The sequence below is a fragment of the Catenuloplanes niger genome (assembly GCF_031458255.1).
In the GTDB taxonomy this organism is placed as follows: Bacteria; Actinomycetota; Actinomycetes; order Mycobacteriales; family Micromonosporaceae; genus Catenuloplanes; species Catenuloplanes niger.
Map to the genome: position 1 here is coordinate 5,514,839 of NZ_JAVDYC010000001.1, position 16,749 is coordinate 5,531,587.

Genomic DNA, 16,749 nt, shown 5'->3' on the forward strand with positions numbered 1-16,749 from the left:
TATCGGTCGTGTGATTACTTTTCGTAATTTATGGGTAACCTTCGGTAATGAGCGCCGGGGCGACAGCACAACCGCGATGGGTGCGGTTCTGCGTCTTCCTGGGCGTGGTGCTGCTGGTGCTGAGCGGGCTCGTGATCATCGGCGTGAGCGTGCTGGAGGAGCGTTACCAGGGCCGGGTCGTCACCGCGGACCTCTTCGGCGACACCGGTGACTTCGCGCCGCTGGCGGTCGCGACGCCGGGCGGCACCCGCGTGCTGAGCAGCGAGAGCGCGCCGGACGTGGACCTGGACGGCCCGCTCGACCTGCTGCTGGTCGGCATCGACCCGCGGCCGAACGAGGAGCCGCGACCGCCGCTGGCCGACGCGATCATGGTGTTGCACGTGGACGCGGCACACGAGCACGCGTACCTCTTCTCGCTGCCGCGTGACCTGATCGTGGACATCCCGGCGTTCGCCAAGGCCGGCTACCGCGGCGGGACCGGGAAGATCAACGGCGCGATGGCGTACGGCAGCCGGAACCGGGAGACCGGCGCGATCGACAACGCCCAGGGCTTCCAGCTGCTGGCCCGTACCGTGATCGACCGCACCGGCATCCCGCGCTTCGAGGCCGGCGCGATCCTCGACTTCAGCGGCTTCGAGGCGGTGGTGGACGCGCTCGGCGGCGTCGACATGTACGTCGACGAGCGCACGCTCTCCATCCATCGCGCCCCGAACGGCACGCTGCGTCCCGGCTGGGGCCCGCAGAAGGCCTACGAGGTCGGTGAGCAGCACATGAGCGGGTGGGAGGCGCTGGACTTCGTCCGGCAGCGCAAGAGCCTGGCCGAGGGCGACTACGCGCGGCAGCGGCACCAGCAGCAGTTCCTCAAGGCCGTGCTCACCCAGGCGACCGACTCCGGCCTGCTCACCGACCCGCTCCGGCTGGACCGGGTGCTGCGCGCGGCGGGGGAGTCGCTGACGTTCAGCGGACGCGGCCACGACCTGCTCGACTACGTGGTCGCGCTGCGCCACCTGCGGCCGGACGACCTCACCATGGTGCGGCTGCCCGGTGCGTCCGTCGGGCGCGGCGCCGGCTACCGCGGCGAGCACCTGCTGCCGGTCGCGGACGAGTTCTTCGCGGCGGTCGCGGCCGGTCGCGTTGCGGAGTACCTGTCGGAACACCCCGAACTGGTGTCGTGAACAGCGTGTAACGCGTACCACCCGGGTTGGGTCGTTGCCGGACGCCCGACTAGACTCGGGCAAATCCCCGGCGGTCCGTCCCCTGGATCACCCGCATCCACCGGTCGGCCGGTTGACGAGGAGTCAGGCGTGGCTAAGCAGCTGCATGTCGAGGTCGTTGCCGTCGAGCAGAAGGTGTGGTCCGGCGAGGCCGAGATGGTCGTCGCCCGCACCACCGAGGGAGAGCTCGGGGTGCTGCCCGGTCACGCTCCACTGCTCGGCCAGCTCAAGGAGCCGTCCCAGGTCCGGGTCAAGCTCGCCGGTGGTGAGCAGCTCACGTGGGACGTCACCGGTGGGTTCCTCTCGATCTCCAAGTCCGGCGTGACGGTCCTGGCCGAAGAGGCCTCCCGCGCTACGGCCCCCGCCGCCGCGGCTCACTGACCGGGCGGCACCGATGCTGATCGTGGAGTGGATCGGAATCGGTGTCCTCCTCCTGCTTCTGGCGATTGCCGCGCTGGTGCTGCGCCGTGCCCTGTTCGTCCGGGCCGGCGGCACCATCCGGCTGAGCGTGCGCACCTCGGTCAGCGTGCCGGAGCGTGGCTGGTCCAACGGGCTCGGCCGGTTCGTCGGCGACGACCTGCGGTGGTACCGGATCTTCAGCTTCGCGCTGCGGCCGAAGCGCACGCTCACGCGCACCGGCCTGGTGATCGTGTCCCGCCGGACGCCCGCCGGGCAGGAGGCCTACTCCCTGCCGGCGGACTGGGTGATCCTGCGCTGCTCCTGGCCCGGCCGGGAAACCGTGGAGATCGCCATGGCGGAGACCACGGTCACCGGCTTCCTGTCCTGGCTGGAGTCCGCGCCGCCCGGCGAGGTCTCCACCCGGCTGGCCGCGATGTGACGGTCCCCGCCGACGGCCGGTGCGCCGGTCATGCCGCTTCGCCGACCTGACCGGCGCCTCGATCACTGTGCGTCGCGGCCGGCGCCCGGCCTCCAGAGCACGTCGCCGTCCGGGTTCGCGACCCGGGACAGGATGAACAGCAGGTCGGACAGCCGGTTGAGATACTTCGCCGGCAGCGTGCCGGTCCGCTCGCCGTCCACCTCGATCAGTGCCCAGGCCGACCGCTCGGCCCGGCGCGCGACCGTGCGCGCCACGTGCAGCAGCGCGGCGCCGGGCGTGCCGCCGGGCAGCACGAACGAGTCGAGCGGCGCGCAGCGCTCGTTGAACTCGTCGCACCAGCCCTCCAGTCGCGTCACGTACTCCTCGGTGACCCGGAGCGGCTCCCACGCCGGATTCTCCGCGACGGGATTCCCGAGATCCGCGCCCACGTCGAACAGGTCGTTCTGGATCTGCCCGAGCACCGCCCGGATCTCCGCCGTCAGCCCGCCCATCGCGACCGCCACGCCGATCGCCGCGTTCGTCTCGTCCACGTCCGCGTAGGCGGCGATCCGCGGCGACGTCTTCGGCACCAGCTCGTTGTCGACCAGGCGGGTGCTGCCCCCGTCGCCGGCCTTGGTGTAGATGCGCGTCAGATGAACAGCCATGCCGACACCCTAGGCGGTGCCCCGCGGCCGGGCTAACCGCAGATCAAGAGCCGGACAGTCGCTCTTCCCGCTTCCGGCGTGGCGCGGCCCGTTCGCTCCCGCGGGCCAACCGCGCCGAGGGCTCCGGCTCCGCCAGGGCTCCGCTCCGCCCGCGGCGGCGGAGCCGGTGCCGCCGTGGCCAGGGCCGCGCCGGCTCCCGTCGGGGCGAGCGTCGCGTCGCGCGCCCGCGTTCCGCCGCGGGTTCCCGTCGTGGCGTGCGCCGCGTGCCCGCGTTCTTGCCGCGGGTTCGCGTCGTGGCGCGTGTTGCGTCGCCTGCTCGGCGTTCGGCCGGCGATTCCCGTCGTGGCGTGTGTCGCGTGCCCGCGTTCCGTTCCGCGGGTGGGCTCTCGTCGTGGGTCGCGTCGCGCGATTCGCGTCCGCGCCGGGCCCGGGGAGTGTCCGGGCGCCGGTGCCGCGTACTCGGGTGCGCGGGGTGCCGGGTCTTCTCGGTCTCATCGCGCGGGTGGTGGCGTGGGCCGCCCATACGATGGGTCCGTGGATCAGATCTCGGTGAACGGTGGGGCCCGGCTCGCGGGCGAGGTGCGGGTGGCCGGGGCGAAGAACTCGGCGCTGAAACTGATGGCCGCGGCGCTGCTGGCGCCGGGGCGGTCGGTGATCGCCAACGTCCCGCGGATCACCGATATCGCCATCATGGCGGAGGTGCTCGACCGGCTCGGCTGCACCGTCGACTTCATCGACCCGGACGTCAACTCGCCGGTCCGCGAGGTCGTCATCGACGTGCCGGAGAAGCTCGGCACCGACGCCGACTACGACCTGGTCCGGCGCCTGCGCGCGTCGATCGCGGTGCTCGGGCCGCTGCTGGCGCGCTGCGGCTACGTGCGGGTCGCCCACCCCGGCGGCGACGCGATCGGCTCGCGCGGGCTGGACATGCACGTGGCCGGGCTGGCCCGGATGGGCGCGGACATCACCGGGGAGCACGGCTTCGTGATCGCGTCCGCGGCCGGCGGGCTGCGCGGCGCCACGATATGGCTGGACTTCCCCAGCGTCGGCGCCACCGAGAACCTGCTGATGGCCGCGGTGCTGGCCAAGGGCGTCACCGAGATCGACAACGCGGCGCGCGAGCCGGAGATCGTGGACATCTGCGCGATGCTGACCGCGATGGGCGCGCGGATCGAGGGCGCCGGCACGTCCACGCTGCGGATCGAGGGCGTGTCCGAGCTGCGGCCGGTCGTGCACGCCGCGGTCGGCGACCGGATCGTGGCCGGCACCTGGGCCTACGGCGCCGCGATGACGCGCGGGGACGTGACCGTGCAGGGTATCGACCCGGGCTTCCTCGAGATCGCGCTGGACAAGCTGGTGACCGCCGGGTGCACGGTCACCATGGCGCCCGACTCGTTCCGGGTGCGGATGGACCGGCGCCCGCGGTCGGTCGACATCGTCACGCTGCCGTACCCCGGGTTCGCCACCGACCTGCTGCCGATGGCGATCGGCCTGGCCGCGGTCAGCGAGGGCGCGTCGCTGATCACGGAGAACATCTTCGACGGCCGGTTCATGTTCGTGAACGAGATGGCCCGCCTCGGCGCCGAGATCAAGACCGACGGGCACCACGCGGTGGTCCGCGGCCGGGAACGGCTCTCCGGCGCGCCGGTCCGCGCCACCGACATCCGCGCCGGTGCCGGGCTGGTCATCGCGGGCCTGTGCGCGGACGGCGTCACCGAGGTCGGCCACGTGCACCACATCGACCGCGGCTACCCGAACTTCGTCGCGGACCTGCGGGCGCTCGGCGTGGCGGTGCACCGCTCCGAGGCACCGGACGACCTCGACTACTGAACCGGCCCATGGCGCCGCTCTGCCGGGCCGCGCCGGTCTGCCGGGCCGCGCCGGTCTGCCGGGCCGCGCCGGTCTGCCGGGCCGCGCCGGTCTGCCGGGCCGCGCCGGTCTGCCGGGCCGCGCCGGTCTGTGCGGGCCGTGCCGGTCTGTGCGGGCCGTGCCGGTCTGTTGAGCCGGGCCGGTTCACGGCGTTGCCGGCCGGCCCGGTGGTCTCGCTACTGGGCGATCAGGCGGCGGGCCCGGGACAGTTCCTCCGGGAAGACCAGGATCAGCCGGCGGCCGTCCGGTGCGGACGCGACCGTGGCCCGGATCCCCGCGTTCTGCAGCAGCCGCCGGAACTCCTCCGCCGTGCCGCCGTCATCCGCGGTGACGGCCGGCGTCAGCAGGCCGAAGTCCTGGTCGCCGAGCAGGCCCAGGCCCTCGTCCAGTTCCCGGTCGAGCGCGTGCAGCACGGTGTCGCCCCGCGCGTCGGTGTCCCGGCGCAGAGCCCAGCGCAGCACCCCGCCGAGCAGCAGGCAGAGCGCGAACGCGATGAGAGGCCCGGCCAGGTACCAGCCGGTGCTATCGGGCATGCGCCCATCTTGCCCCGGAAGATCCGGGGCGCACCGGAGGTTCTCCAAAGTCCTCCTCACGTAAGGTCGCCTTAGTGATCGTTCAAGGGAGGGCAACGTGACGGGACGGCTCGCGGTGGTTGGCGCCGGACTGATGGGATCGGGCATTGCCCAGGAGGCCGCGCGGGCCGGATGGCAGGTGACGTTGCGCGACCTGGACACACCGGCCGTCGACCGGGGACTGGCCGCGATCCGCGGCTCGCTCGACCGGTTCGTCACCAAGGAGCGGATCACGGCCGCCGACGCCGCGGACGCGCTCGGCCGGATCACCACGACCACGGATCTCGCGGACGCGGTCGCGGACGCGGACGTGGTGGTCGAGGCCGTGTTCGAGCGGCTGGACGTCAAGCAGGACGTGTTCCGCACGCTCGACCGGGTGTGCAAACCGGCCGCGGTGCTGGCCACGAACACCAGCGCGATCCCGGTCACCCAGATCGCGGCCGTCACGTCCCGGCCGGAGTCGGTGATCGGCACGCACTTCTTCTCGCCGGTGCCGATGATGCCGCTCTGCGAACTGGTCCGCGGCCACCGGACCTCGGACGCGACGCTGGCCACCGCGCGCGCGTTCGCGGAGGCGCTCGGCAAGACCTGCATCGTGGTGGAGCGGGACATCGCCGGGTTCGTCACCACCCGGCTGATCACCGCGCTGGTCGTCGAGGCGGTCAAGCTGGTCGAGTCCGGCGTGGTCAGCGCGGCGGACCTGGACACGGCCTGCCGGCTCGGCTTCGGTCACGCGATGGGCCCGCTCGCCACCGCGGACCTGACCGGCGTCGACGTGCTGCTGCACGCGGCCCGCAACATCCACACCGACTCCGGCGACCCGAAGTTCTTCCCGCCGGAGCTGATGCAGCGGATGGTGGTCGCGGGCGAGCTGGGCCGGAAGAGCGGAAAGGGCTTCTACGACTACTGACGCGGCTCCAGGTGGGCGCGCTCGCCCTGCGCGCCGAACATGGTGAGCAGCTCCGCGGGCTGGTCGCCGGCGCTGCCGATCCAGTGCGGCACCCGGGTGTCGAACTCCGCGGCCTCGCCGGCGCCCAGCACGAACTCCCGCTCGCCGAGCACGAACCGGACACTGCCGTTGAGCACGTAGAACCACTCGTACCCGTCGTGGGTCTGCGGTGTGGTGGTGACCTCCCGGCCGGCGGGCGGGTAGACGACCTTGTACGCCTGCACGCCGCCGGGCCGCCGGGTGAGCGGCACGATCGTCAGCCCGAACCGCCGGATCGGCCGCAGGTGGACGCGCGGGTCACCGGTCGGCGGCGCATTCACCAGATCATCCAGCGGTACGCCGTGCGCGCGGGCCAGCGGCAGCAACTGCTCCAGCGTCGGCCGCAGCTTCCCGTTCTCCAGACGGGACAGCGTGCTCGCGGTCAGCCCGGTCTCGGCCGCGAGGCCGGCCAGGGTGGCGCCGCGCGCGCGGCGCAGCGCTCGCAACCGTGACCCGACGCCGGCCAGTACGTCCTCGGTGATGTCCATGCCCGCCATGATGCGGATCCGCAATTTTTCTTGCAAGCCTGAAACGTGCCCGGTGATGCTGGCGGCATGACCACCACAACCGACGACGCCGCGGCGTTCTGGGAGAAGCACTATCGAGGCCGGCAGCCCGGTGGGCGGGTCAACCCGCTGCTCGCCGAGGTCGCCGCGCCGCTGCGGCCGGGCGTCGCGCTCGACCTCGGGTGCGGCACCGGCGGCGACACGCTCTGGCTCGCCCGGCGCGGCTGGCAGGTCACCGCGGTCGACATCGCCCACGCGGCCGTCGACCGGCTGCGTGCCCACGCCGCCGCACCGGACCTGACCGGCCGGATCACCGCGGAACGGCACGACCTCGCGGTCACGTTCCCCGGCGGCACCTTCGACCTGGTGTCCGCGCAGTACTTCCACACGCGGTTCGCCCTGGACCGGGCGCGGGTGCTGCGGTCCGCGGCGGCCGCGCTGCGCCCCGGCGGACTGCTGCTGGTCGTCGACCACGGCTCCACCGCACCGTGGTCGTGGAACCAGGACCCGGACGCGTACTTCCCCACGCCCGCCGAGGTCGCGGCCTCGCTCGAACTGGACCCGGTGCGCTGGTCCGTCGTCCGCGCCGACATGCCCCGCCGCCGCGCCACCGGCCCCGGCGGCCGGACCGCCACCGTCACCGACAACGTCCTCCTCATCCGCCGGACCGCCGGATGACCGCCGCCGACCCCTCCGCCGCACCGCCCGGCGCGGTTCGCGGGAAGCAGGCACCGGCGGGCGCCACGATGCCGGATGCGGCGGTCCGCGAGCAGCGTGCACCGGCGGTGCCGTCTGACGTCGCGGCACCGGAGGCGGGCCGCGGGAACCGCCCGCCGACGGCAGCGGTCGATGCCGCGGCGCCGGTCGATGCTGCGCCGGTCGCGGGTCGCGGGAACCGGCGGCCGACGGCAGCGGTCGATGCCGTGGCGCCGGAGGCGGTGGCCGTTCCGCGGAAGCGGCGGCCGAGGACGAGGGACGCCGGGCCGGCGTGGACCGATCCGGGGGAGAAGGCGACGTTGCGCGGGTTCCTGGACTATCTGCGGAACGCGGTGGTGGAGAAGGTCGCGGACGTGCCGGAGCCGGCGGTGCGCGCGGCCGGCGTCCCGTCCGGGACCAACCTGCTCGGGCTGGTCAAGCATCTGGTGGCGGTGGAGCGGTTCTACTTCCTGGGCGAGCCGATCACGAACCTGCGCCGCACCCTGCGGCCGACGGGCGGCGAGACGGTCGAGGGGCTGGTCGCGGACTACCGGCGGGCGATCGCGGCGGCGAACGAGGTCATCGACGGCTGGGCCGACCTGGCCGATCCCGCGCCGCGCCCGCCGGGTCGCGGCCTGCCGCCGACGCGGCGATGGGTACTGGTGCACATGATCGAGGAGACCGGCCGCCACGCCGGCCACGCCGACATCATCCGCGAGCGCATCGACGGCTCCACCGGCCGCTGACCGGCCTTATACCGAAATTTCGGGCGCGGCGTGCCCGGGCGCCAAGAACCTCGACATCTTGCGTCGGCCGGCTCGCGCCACCGAAGTCGGGTGCCGGCCGGGCCGGGCCGGCAGCCGGAGGCGGGCGCCGGGTGGGTCGAGTCAGAGGCCCGGGTTGGGGGCCGGCTGGGTCGAATCAGAGACCCGGGTTGGGGGCCGGCTGGGTCGAATCAGAGACCCGGGCCGGGAGCCGGCTGGGTCGAATCAAAAGTCCGGGCCGGGAGCCGGCTGAGTTGAAACAGAAGTCCGGGCCGGGAGCCGGCCCGGGGGTGGGTCTGTCGTGGGCCACGGCGGGACTGACAGGGAGGCCGCCCGCGGCCGACCGGTGCCCGCGGGAGCATGCGGAACGGGACCGCGCCGGAAGTGGGAAAGCCGGTGTGGAACGGGTTTTCAGCCCTCGCGGGGGGCGGTCCAGCGGAACGTGGTGAGGCAGAGGGCCAGGCCGGCCACGCACCAGAGGGTGAGGACCAGGGCGACGCGGCCGAGTTCCCAGGTGCCGGCGGGTTCCTGGGCGGCGAAGGAGTCGGGGAGGAAGACGTAGCGGAGGCCCTGGCACATCCACTTGAGCGGGAAGACGGCGGAGACGGACTGCATCCAGCCGGGGAGCGCGGTGAAGACCAGGAAGACGCCGGAGGTGAACTGGAGGATCAGCGCGATCGGGGTGACCACGGCGGAGCCGCTGCGGGACGTGCGGGCCAGTGAGGAGATCGCGATGCCGAGCAGCGTGCAGGCGGTGATGCCGAGCAGCGAGACCCAGCCGAAGGCCAGCCAGCGTTCCGGGGTGGCGGGGAGGCGGAGGCCGAAGAAGAGCACCGAGATGAGGAGCAGGAGCGCGGTGGTGGCGACGCCGATGGCCAGGACCATCACGACCTTGCCGGCGAAGTAGGTCCACTTCGGCATCGGCGTGCCGCGGTAGCGCTTCAGGACGCCGCGGTCGCGCTCGATCGGGATCCAGATGCCGAGGTTCTGGAAGCTGACGGTCATCAGGCCGGTGGCGATCATGCCGGTCACGAAGTACTGGGTGAGCGTGACGCCGCCGTCGATCTCGGTGCCGCCGAAGATCGCCGCGAAGATCGCCAGCATGATGACCGGGAAGCCGATCGTGAAGACCACGGACTCGCGGCTGCGCAGGAACTGCATGATCTCCAGGCGGCCCTGGCGGAGGGCGAGCTTCACCGGGGGTCCTCCGTGGAGATCATGCGGAGGTAGATGTCCTCCAGCGTGGGGCGGTTGATCGTGAGACCGGGTACCTCGCCGCCGAACTCCGCGGCGAGGCGGGTGACCAGCGCGGTCGGTGTCGCGGTCCGTTCCTGGGCGAGCGTGCCGTCCGCGGCGCGCCAGCTCACCGTGGGCAGCGCGTTCTGCCGTCCGCCCAGGTCGGTGGGGGTGGAGACCTCGACCAGCCGGCCGCCGGCGAGCACGCCGACCCGGGCGGCCAGCGCCTCGGCCTCGTCCAGGTAGTGCGTGGTCAGCAGGATCGTGGTGCCGCTCGCGTTCAGGTCGCGGATCAGCTCCCAGAACTCGCGCCGCGCCTCCGGGTCGAAGCCGGTGGTCGGCTCGTCGAGGAAGAGCAGGTCGGGGCGGCCGACGATGCCGAGCGCCACGTCGAGGCGGCGTTTCTGACCACCGGAGAGCGCATGGGTACGGGCCCGGGCCTTCGCCGCCAGGCCGACGCGTGCGATCACGGCGTCCGGGTCGTCCGCGCCGCTGTAGAAGCCGGCGAAGTGGTGGACGATCTCGCGGACGGTCAGGTTGTCGAACTCGCCGGTGCCCTGCAGCACGATGCCGACCCGGCCGCGCCAGGCGGCGCTCGGTGCGGCCGGGTCCTCGCCGAGCACCTCGACGTCGCCGGAGCTGCGGGCCCGGAAACCCTCCAGGATCTCGACCGTGGTGGTCTTGCCGGCGCCGTTCGGGCCGAGCAGCGCGAAGATCTCACCGGTGCGCACCTCGAGGTCCAGGCCGTTCACGGCGTGCACGCCGCCGTAGGACTTGTGCAGGCCGCGCACGGAGATCGCGTTCATGCGGTCCACTATGCGCCGTGCCGTCCGGCCGCGTGCGGCGGGTCCGGCCGGTGTGAGGTTCCACGTGCGGTGTACTTAGCGGTAACTTAGACGCCTGAGGTCTTCGGAAGCCGGACAGAACCCACCTGCGCACTGTCCGGCGCCCGAGGATCTCAGTGGACCGCCCGGTCCGCTCAGTGGGCCAGGGCGATGGAGATGCCGGAGGCGGCGGCCATGCCGCCCAGCACCAGCAGGCCGATCGCGCCGATGTCCAGGCGGCTGCCGAAGAGGCGGTCGAGCAGCGCGGCGGCCAGCGGCAGGCCGGTGAACGGGGCGACGAAGAAGACGGACCAGCCCGCGGTCCGCAGCACCAGCTGCGTGGTCGTGTAACCGCCGCCGAGCGTGACCAGGCCGGCCGCGAACAGCGCGGTGAACGCGGCGGCGGCCGCGCCGACCACCGGCAGCAGCGGCAGCACCCGGCGCGGTGGTGCCGGGCGGGGCGCGCCACGCCCGGCCTGGCTGATCCGCCGGGACGCGCGGCCCAGCAGCGCGAGCGCCCGGGCCTCCGGGACGCTCTGGTCGGGATAGCCGAGATCCGCGCTCTGCGGCAGCAGCGGTTCCGGCGGATCGCCGACCCGGGCCGCCCAGCCCGGCCGCCGGCGGTGCATCGCGCGCAGCGCCGACCAGATCCGGGACGCCTCGCGGTCCACCTCGGCGACGGACGCGGTGAGCGCCGCGGCACGGCGCGCGGCGGCGCCGGCCATCGCCTCCGCGCGCACCAGCTCCGCGGTCGCGGTGGCGGCACCGTCGTGGTAGGCGCGCTCGGTGGCCAGCAGGTCCGCGTTCCGGCGGGCGGTGGCCTCGGCGAGCGCGGCCAGCTGCCGGCGGTACTCCTCGACGCTCATCACCCGCCCCCGGTTTCGGCCGCCGGTTCCGCGGACCCGGACGGTGCGTAGGGGATGATCACGCGCGGCGAGTGGTCGGTGGAGCGGTCGAAGCAGAGCGCCCGGCCGGGCCTCGGGAACCAGGCCGGGCCGCCCGGGGCCGGGCTCAGCGGTGCGAGGTCCGCGCCGTGCGCGTCCAGCGCGACCCAGGCGCCGATCGCGTCGAACCGGGCCGCGATCCCGCCCAGACCGTCCCGCAGCCGGGCCACCGATCGCCACCAGCCGAGCACGTGCACCTGTCGTTCCGGGCCCTGCTCAAGGATCGTCCGCAGCGCGTCCGGCGTGCGCGCCGGCACACCGGGGGCGTGCGCCGGCGGCGGGATCACACCGCGGCGCGCGCCGGTGGGGCCGGCCGAGCCGGGTGCCGGGGACGCGTCCAGGGCCAGGCCGAGCAGGTAGTGCGGGGCCGGCCGGTCCGGCGCGGTGCCGAGCAGGTCCGCCGCGACCGCCGCGAACAGGTCCGGCGCCGCGGACCCGAGGTGGAACGTCGCGGTCGGCAGCGCGGCGCGCAACGGTGCGATCAGCGATGCCAGGGCCGGGTCCGGGCAGGCCACGCTGAACCGGGCGCCGGGTGCCGACGCGGCCAGCGAACGCGCGGCCGAGGCCAGGATCGCGGCCGCGTCCTCACCGCGGGTGCCGAGGATCGCCAGGTTCCGGCCGGGGGCGCGCGGCATCGTCACGTACGCCGGGCGGGCTTCGACGTCGATCGCCTCGCCCAGCGCGGCGCGCGGCGCACCATCGGACGCCGGAAAATCCGGGCACGACGGTACGGCGTCGCCGTCGAACAGCCGCGGCGGTGTCGCGCCCGGCGGCCGCAGGCGCCACAGCCGCTCCTGGAGCGAGCGCCAGGCCCGGCGGTCCCCGGCGTCCGGCAGGCGCGCGATCCGGTTCGCGGACGGCGCGCCGGAGTCCGCGTTGACCACGGCGTGATGGCGCGGGATCACGTCCGCGGCCAGGTTCGTCTCGGCCAGGATGCGGCGCGCCTTGGGCAGCGCGATCCGCAGGGTGAACTGCGCGACCAGCCCCGGCCGGCCCCACAGCGCCTCGATGCCGGACACGTCCTGGCTGGCCAGCACCAGGTGGATGCCCTGCGAACGGCCGCGCCGGGCCAGGTCCTCCAGCAGCGTGGCCGCCTCCGCGGTCACCGCGTCCCGGCCGCCGAGCAGCACCTGGAACTCGTCGATCACCGCGACGATCCGCGGCCAGGCCCCGTCCGGGTCCTCCGCGCGCAACTCGGCGAGCTTGCCCGCCTCGACCCGCTTCGCGGCCCGGGCCCGGCTCTGCAGCTCGGCCGACAGGTGCCGCAGCAGCGCCAGGCCGAACTCGCGGTCGTCGTTGACGTTCACACCGGCCAGCCGTACGTGCGGCAGCCAGCTCGGGTCGCGCGGGCTCGGCGCGAACCGGGCGAACGACACGCCCTCCTTGAAGTCGAGCAGGTAGAGCGCCAGTTCGGCGGGGGAGTAGCGGGCGGCCAGCGCGCCCAGCCACGCGTAGATCAGGTTCGTCTTGCCGGAGCCGGACGGGCCGCCGATCAGCGCGTGCGGCGGGTCGTCGCCGAGCGTGACCTCGATCGGCTCGCCGTCCGGGCCGACGCCGACCGGCGCGGTCAGCGCGGCGGCCGCGCTCTCCTGCCAGAGCCGCGCCGGGAGCAGGTCGGCCAGCAGCGCGGGCGGCGGGCCAGCGCTCAGCGCCTCGGCCAGCTCGCGGCAGACGGCCGAGGTCTGCTCCGCCGGCGGCGGCGGATCCAGCCGGACCGGCAGCACCCCGGCCGTGTCGCAGTGCGCCGCCCGGCCGGTCAGGTGCACGCGTTCGACGTCCGGGTGCTCGGCGAGCGGCACGTCGCGCGCGATCAGGTGCACCCCGGCGGCGACGCCGGTGCGGACCAGCCGGTCCAGCTGCGCGCGCTGCGGTGCGGTCAGCTCCGCGCCGTCGCCGAGCAGCACGGCCACCCGCCACGGCTCCGGGCGGCGGCCGGGCCGGTCGGCCAGCGTGCGGTACCGGCCGGCCAGCACGGTCTCGTTGATCCGGCGGACGTGCTCGACCAGCTCGTCCAGCATCGTGGTGAGCCCGCCCGGCCCGACCGAGGTGAGCACGCCGGCCGCGGCCAGCGGCGCGAACCCGGCGAGGCTGCCGCCCAGCCGGTCCGGGTCGTAGGCCCAGATCCGCAGGTCGCCCGCGGGCGTGCCGCCGAGCGCGCGCAGCAGCAGGCCGGCGATCAGGCCGTCCGCCGTGGACGCGCGGTGGTGCCGCCCGTCGCCGTCGTCCGGCTCCCGGGTGATCTCCAGGTGGGCGCGGTCGAGCAGCGGGATCAGCGCGAGCACGGTCGGCACGTCCTCGTCCACCGCGATCGTGCCGATCCGCAGCAGCCCGGCCCGGCCCCCCGCGGCCGGCCGCCACGCGGGCCAGGGCGCGCCCGCCGGACCCGGGGCGCAGGCGGCCGCGAGCCGGCCGAGCACGCCGGCGCGCGCGACGGCCTCACCGTGGAAACGATCGAAGATCTCCTCGCGCGCGGTCTCCCGTGCCTCGGTCAGCGCCGCGAGGCAGGTGTCGTGCGCGCCGCGGATCACCTCGTACCGCCGGCGGGTCTCGGCTCTGGCCTCCTCGGCCCCGGCCTGGGCCGCGCGTGCCAGCCCACGGGCGGCGGCCACGTCCTGACGGGCCGCGCCCAGCATGGACACTCGGGAGGACACGCAGCGATATTACCGATTCGGGGCGATATGCCGGGTCTGCCGGCGCCGTGTCACACGTGGAATCCGGCCGCCCGCGCGGCCGCGCGCTCGGAGCGCCGCGCGGACCGGCGCCGGAAGATCCAGACCGCCGCGCCGATCAGCAGGACGGCGAAGACCAGCACGAGCGCGGGCAGCAGGATCGCCACGACGGACATGATCACGCTGGTCGCGTCCTCGGCGGTGCTCGCCACCGGCGCACCCACGCCCGCGGTGGCCGTGTTGATCACCGGCCGGGCCGCCGCCTTCAGCCCGTGCACGCCGAGCGCGATCACCACGCCGGCCGCGATCGGCACCCACTGGTTGGACTGGAAGAAGCCCGCCGGGTCCGTCACGGTCACCGTCTCCGACCCGGCGCCCGCGCCGAAGACAAGGCCGCCCGCGGTCGGCCGGACCACGGTCTGCACCATGTCGTTGATGTGGTCGACGACCGGCACCTTGTCCGCCACGACCTCGATCGCGAGCAGCACGGTGAGGATCGCGATCACCCACCCGTTCGAGAGCCACTGCCAGCCGCTCGGCAGGTTGATGACCTCGGTGTATCGGGCGAGCAGGCCCATCGCCAGCATCGGTATGTACGCGTTGAGTCCGGCAGATGCGGCCAGACCGGTACCAGTCAGAACTTCCAGCACATAGAACAGCATGGCACCCATGCGCCACCTCTGCCGTGTTCCGCTACCCTGCTCGGGTGCGTTTGGTGATTGCGAGATGCTCGGTGGACTATGTCGGACGACTCTCGGCGCACCTGCCGCCGGCGACCCGCCTGCTCATGGTGAAGGCGGACGGCTCGGTGTCGATCCACGCGGACGACCGGGCGTACAAGCCGCTCAACTGGATGAGCCCGCCGTGCAAGCTCCAGGAGTCCGAGGGCGTCTGGCGCGTGGTCAACAAGGCCGGCGAGGAGCTGCGGATCACGCTGGAGGAGATCTTCCAGGACACGTCGTACGAGTTGGGCGTCGACCCCGGCCTGGTCAAGGACGGCGTCGAGGCGCACCTGCAGGAACTGCTGGCCGCCAACCCGACCACGTTCGGCGAGGGCTTCACGCTGGTCCGGCGCGAGTTCATGACCGCGATCGGCCCGGTCGACCTGCTCTGCAAGGACGCGAACGGCGGCTCCGTCGCGGTCGAGGTGAAGCGGCGCGGCGAGATCGACGGCGTCGAGCAGCTCACCCGCTACCTCGAACTGATGAACCGGGACCCGCTGCTGGCGCCGGTGGCCGGCATATTCGCGGCCCAGGAGATCAAGCCGCAGGCCCGGGTGCTCGCCGAGGACCGCGGCATCCGCTGCGTCGTCGTCGACTACGACAAGCTCCGCGGCATCGAGAAGAACGAACTGACTCTGTTCTGATCATCACGTTCCGCCGGGCGCCTCCGATGTCGAGGATGGTGCCATGAGCAGACTTCGATCCATCGGCGCGGCGGTGACGGCGGCGGCGTTGATGCTGACGGTCGCCGCGCAGCCGGCACACGCGACCTCCGCCACGGCCGCGGCGCCGGGCATCCGTCTGATGCCGCTGGGTGACTCGATCACCTACGGCTGGGGCGGAGCCGGCGGCAACGGCTACCGTTCCCACCTCTACCAGGCCGTCGCCGCCGCCGGCGGCACCGTCGACTTCGTCGGCACCCAGCGGGACGGGGACGGCGCGGACCCGGACCACGAAGGACACTCCGGCTGGGTGATCGACCAGATCGCCGCGATCGCGCCCGGCGTGGTGGCGCAGTACCAGCCGAACGTGGTGGCGCTGCACATCGGCACGAACGACATGAACAACAACGTCGACCCGGCCGGCGCGCCGCGGCGGCTGGACGCCCTGCTCGACCGGATCTACGCGGAGGCGCCCTCGGCGACGATCCTGCTCGCGCTCATCATCCCGGCCTCGAACCCGGTCGTGCAGCAGCGCATCGACACGTACAACGCCGCGGTGGCGTCGATCGCCGAGCGACGGCGGGCCGCGGGGCAGCGCATCGTCCCGGCCGACATGCGCGGGGTCACCACCGCGGACCTGCCGGACGGCCTGCACCCGAACGACGCCGGCTACCGCACGATGGCCACCGCGTTCCACGCGGCGCTGACCGTGGCCCGGAACGCCGGGATGCTCGTCGAGCCGGGCGGCGGCTCGTGCCACGACTCCGCCGGCTGGTGGATCGAGCGGCCCCGGTTCGCCGCGGGCGTGGGCGCGGCCCGGGCGAACATCCGGTTCGCCGACGTCACCGGCGACGGCCGCGCCGACTACCTGGTGCTGAACGCGCGCGGTGGCTTCGACGCCTGGATCAACGCCGGCGGTGACGCGTCCGGCAATCCCGGGTGGACACTGCACGCCGGCTTCGCCGCCGGCACCGGCGCCGCCCCCGCGACCGTCCACCTGGCCGACATCAGCGGCGACCGCCGGGCCGACTACCTGGTGGTGAACGCGACGACCGGCGCGGTCGACGCCTGGATCAACAACGGTGGTGACCGCCCCGGCCAGGCCGGCTGGACCGCGCGCGGCCGGATCGCCACCGGCGCGGGCGCACCCGGCGCGCACATCCGGTTCGCCGACCTGGACGGCGACCGCCGGGCCGACTACCTGGTGCTGAACCCGACGACCGGCGCGGTGGACGCCTGGCTCAACCGGGGCGGCGACGGCCAGGGCGGCTGGACCGCGCGTCCCACCATCGCCGGCGGCACCGGCACCGGAAACGTCCGCTTCGCCAACCTCGACTGCGACGTCCGCGCGGACTACCTGGTCGTCGACCCGGCCACCGGCGCGGTGGACGCGTGGCTCAACCGCGGCGGCGATCGCGACGGTGTGCCCGGCTGGGCCCACCGCGGCCGGATCGCCGGCGGCGCCGGCAGCGCCGACAGCGTGGTGCTGGCCGACGTCAGCGGCGACGGCCGGGACGACTACCTGGTGGTCGCGCCGAACGGTGCGGTGGACGCCTGGATCAACAACGGCGGCGACCCCGCCTGACGCCTCGGGCCCGGTC

At 74.0% G+C, this 16,749-nt stretch carries 17 protein-coding genes; 9 read left to right on the plus strand and 8 right to left on the minus strand.

Features of this window, described 5'->3' with window-relative positions:
- Nucleotides 1–47: 47 nt before the first annotated feature.
- From J2S44_RS24585 to J2S44_RS24595, 3 genes are all read left to right on the plus strand, one after another.
- Nucleotides 48–1,175 carry an LCP family protein gene (locus tag J2S44_RS24585; RefSeq protein ID WP_310418416.1) on the plus strand — a complete coding sequence of 376 codons (1,128 nt, stop codon included), beginning with the start codon at nucleotides 48–50 and terminating at the stop codon, nucleotides 1,173–1,175.
- Nucleotides 1,176–1,304: 129 nt separating this feature from the next.
- Nucleotides 1,305–1,595, plus strand: a complete 291-nt coding sequence (locus tag J2S44_RS24590) for a F0F1 ATP synthase subunit epsilon (protein ID WP_310418419.1) — start codon at nucleotides 1,305–1,307, stop codon at nucleotides 1,593–1,595.
- Between the two features lie 13 nt (nucleotides 1,596–1,608).
- A complete protein-coding gene (locus J2S44_RS24595) occupies nucleotides 1,609–2,052 on the plus strand; it encodes a DUF2550 domain-containing protein (protein ID WP_310418422.1) in 444 nt (147 codons plus the stop codon).
- A 62-nt stretch (nucleotides 2,053–2,114) separates the two neighbouring features.
- On the opposite strand, the gene J2S44_RS24600 is transcribed toward J2S44_RS24595, so the two are convergent.
- Nucleotides 2,115–2,696 carry a cob(I)yrinic acid a,c-diamide adenosyltransferase gene (locus tag J2S44_RS24600; RefSeq protein ID WP_310418425.1) on the minus strand — a complete coding sequence of 194 codons (582 nt, stop codon included), beginning with the start codon at nucleotides 2,694–2,696 and terminating at the stop codon, nucleotides 2,115–2,117.
- Nucleotides 2,697–3,206: 510 nt separating this feature from the next.
- Between J2S44_RS24600 and murA the strand changes: the two genes are divergently transcribed.
- Entirely contained in the window at nucleotides 3,207–4,526 is a 1,320-nt protein-coding gene (murA, locus tag J2S44_RS24605) for a UDP-N-acetylglucosamine 1-carboxyvinyltransferase (RefSeq protein ID WP_374727900.1), read from the plus strand.
- Nucleotides 4,527–4,741: 215 nt separating this feature from the next.
- Here murA and J2S44_RS24610 read toward each other — a convergent pair whose 3' ends face one another.
- Nucleotides 4,742–5,098 carry a hypothetical protein gene (locus tag J2S44_RS24610; protein WP_310418431.1) on the minus strand — a complete coding sequence of 119 codons (357 nt, stop codon included), beginning with the start codon at nucleotides 5,096–5,098 and terminating at the stop codon, nucleotides 4,742–4,744.
- Between the two features lie 97 nt (nucleotides 5,099–5,195).
- Here J2S44_RS24610 and J2S44_RS24615 point away from each other — a divergent pair, with 97 nt between their 5' ends.
- Nucleotides 5,196–6,047: a 3-hydroxyacyl-CoA dehydrogenase family protein gene (locus J2S44_RS24615; RefSeq protein ID WP_310418434.1), complete on the plus strand. Its 852-nt coding sequence runs from the start codon at nucleotides 5,196–5,198 to the stop codon at nucleotides 6,045–6,047.
- On the opposite strand, the gene J2S44_RS24620 is transcribed toward J2S44_RS24615, so the two are convergent.
- Nucleotides 6,041–6,613, minus strand: a complete 573-nt coding sequence (locus J2S44_RS24620; protein ID WP_374727901.1) for a helix-turn-helix domain-containing protein — start codon at nucleotides 6,611–6,613, stop codon at nucleotides 6,041–6,043. The genes J2S44_RS24615 and J2S44_RS24620 overlap by 7 nt on opposite strands.
- 66 nt (nucleotides 6,614–6,679) lie before the next feature.
- On the opposite strand from J2S44_RS24620, the gene J2S44_RS24625 reads away from it, so the two are divergent.
- Both J2S44_RS24625 and J2S44_RS24630 read left to right on the plus strand, forming a co-directional pair.
- A complete protein-coding gene (locus J2S44_RS24625; RefSeq protein WP_310418439.1) occupies nucleotides 6,680–7,309 on the plus strand; it encodes a class I SAM-dependent methyltransferase in 630 nt (209 codons plus the stop codon).
- A 338-nt stretch (nucleotides 7,310–7,647) separates the two neighbouring features.
- Nucleotides 7,648–8,073 (plus strand): DinB family protein, encoded by a 426-nt coding sequence (locus J2S44_RS24630; protein WP_310418441.1) that lies wholly within the window; start codon nucleotides 7,648–7,650, stop codon nucleotides 8,071–8,073.
- A 429-nt stretch (nucleotides 8,074–8,502) separates the two neighbouring features.
- On the opposite strand, the gene J2S44_RS24635 is transcribed toward J2S44_RS24630, so the two are convergent.
- The 5 genes from J2S44_RS24635 to J2S44_RS24655 form a co-directional block, all read right to left on the minus strand.
- Complete coding sequence (locus tag J2S44_RS24635) at nucleotides 8,503–9,252, minus strand: ABC transporter permease (protein ID WP_310429896.1); 750 nt, start codon at nucleotides 9,250–9,252, stop codon at nucleotides 8,503–8,505.
- Nucleotides 9,253–9,284: 32 nt separating this feature from the next.
- Nucleotides 9,285–10,142 carry an ABC transporter ATP-binding protein gene (locus tag J2S44_RS24640; RefSeq protein ID WP_310418443.1) on the minus strand — a complete coding sequence of 286 codons (858 nt, stop codon included), beginning with the start codon at nucleotides 10,140–10,142 and terminating at the stop codon, nucleotides 9,285–9,287.
- 164 nt (nucleotides 10,143–10,306) lie between these two features.
- Nucleotides 10,307–11,017: a hypothetical protein gene (locus J2S44_RS24645; protein ID WP_310418445.1), complete on the minus strand. Its 711-nt coding sequence runs from the start codon at nucleotides 11,015–11,017 to the stop codon at nucleotides 10,307–10,309.
- Nucleotides 11,017–13,728 (minus strand): FtsK/SpoIIIE domain-containing protein, encoded by a 2,712-nt coding sequence (locus tag J2S44_RS24650; RefSeq protein ID WP_310429898.1) that lies wholly within the window; start codon nucleotides 13,726–13,728, stop codon nucleotides 11,017–11,019. Before J2S44_RS24650 ends, J2S44_RS24645 begins: the two co-directional genes overlap by 1 nt.
- A gap of 68 nt (nucleotides 13,729–13,796) precedes the next feature.
- Complete coding sequence (locus J2S44_RS24655) at nucleotides 13,797–14,414, minus strand: DUF4126 domain-containing protein (RefSeq protein ID WP_310429900.1); 618 nt, start codon at nucleotides 14,412–14,414, stop codon at nucleotides 13,797–13,799.
- Between the two features lie 56 nt (nucleotides 14,415–14,470).
- Between J2S44_RS24655 and nucS the strand changes: the two genes are divergently transcribed.
- Together nucS and J2S44_RS24665 are read left to right on the plus strand one after the other, a co-directional pair.
- A complete protein-coding gene (gene nucS, locus J2S44_RS24660) occupies nucleotides 14,471–15,130 on the plus strand; it encodes an endonuclease NucS (RefSeq protein WP_307243645.1) in 660 nt (219 codons plus the stop codon).
- Between the two features lie 43 nt (nucleotides 15,131–15,173).
- Entirely contained in the window at nucleotides 15,174–16,733 is a 1,560-nt protein-coding gene (locus J2S44_RS24665) for a GDSL-type esterase/lipase family protein (protein ID WP_310418447.1), read from the plus strand.
- The last annotated feature ends 16 nt before the right edge of the window (nucleotides 16,734–16,749 follow it).

Coding starts and splice junctions, on each gene's coding strand:
- J2S44_RS24585 (WP_310418416.1), top strand. CDS start 48: ATGAGCGCCGGGGCGACAGCACAACCGCGATGGGTGCGGTTCTGCGTC.
- J2S44_RS24595 (WP_310418422.1), top strand. CDS start 1,609: ATGCTGATCGTGGAGTGGATCGGAATCGGTGTCCTCCTCCTGCTTCTG.
- J2S44_RS24600 (WP_310418425.1), bottom strand. CDS start 2,696: ATGGCTGTTCATCTGACGCGCATCTACACCAAGGCCGGCGACGGGGGC.
- J2S44_RS24610 (WP_310418431.1), bottom strand. CDS start 5,098: ATGCCCGATAGCACCGGCTGGTACCTGGCCGGGCCTCTCATCGCGTTC.
- J2S44_RS24620 (WP_374727901.1), bottom strand. CDS start 6,613: ATGGACATCACCGAGGACGTACTGGCCGGCGTCGGGTCACGGTTGCGA.
- J2S44_RS24625 (WP_310418439.1), top strand. CDS start 6,680: ATGACCACCACAACCGACGACGCCGCGGCGTTCTGGGAGAAGCACTAT.
- J2S44_RS24635 (WP_310429896.1), bottom strand. CDS start 9,252: ATGCAGTTCCTGCGCAGCCGCGAGTCCGTGGTCTTCACGATCGGCTTC.
- J2S44_RS24645 (WP_310418445.1), bottom strand. CDS start 11,017: ATGAGCGTCGAGGAGTACCGCCGGCAGCTGGCCGCGCTCGCCGAGGCC.
- J2S44_RS24650 (WP_310429898.1), bottom strand. CDS start 13,728: ATGCTGGGCGCGGCCCGTCAGGACGTGGCCGCCGCCCGTGGGCTGGCA.
- J2S44_RS24665 (WP_310418447.1), top strand. CDS start 15,174: ATGAGCAGACTTCGATCCATCGGCGCGGCGGTGACGGCGGCGGCGTTG.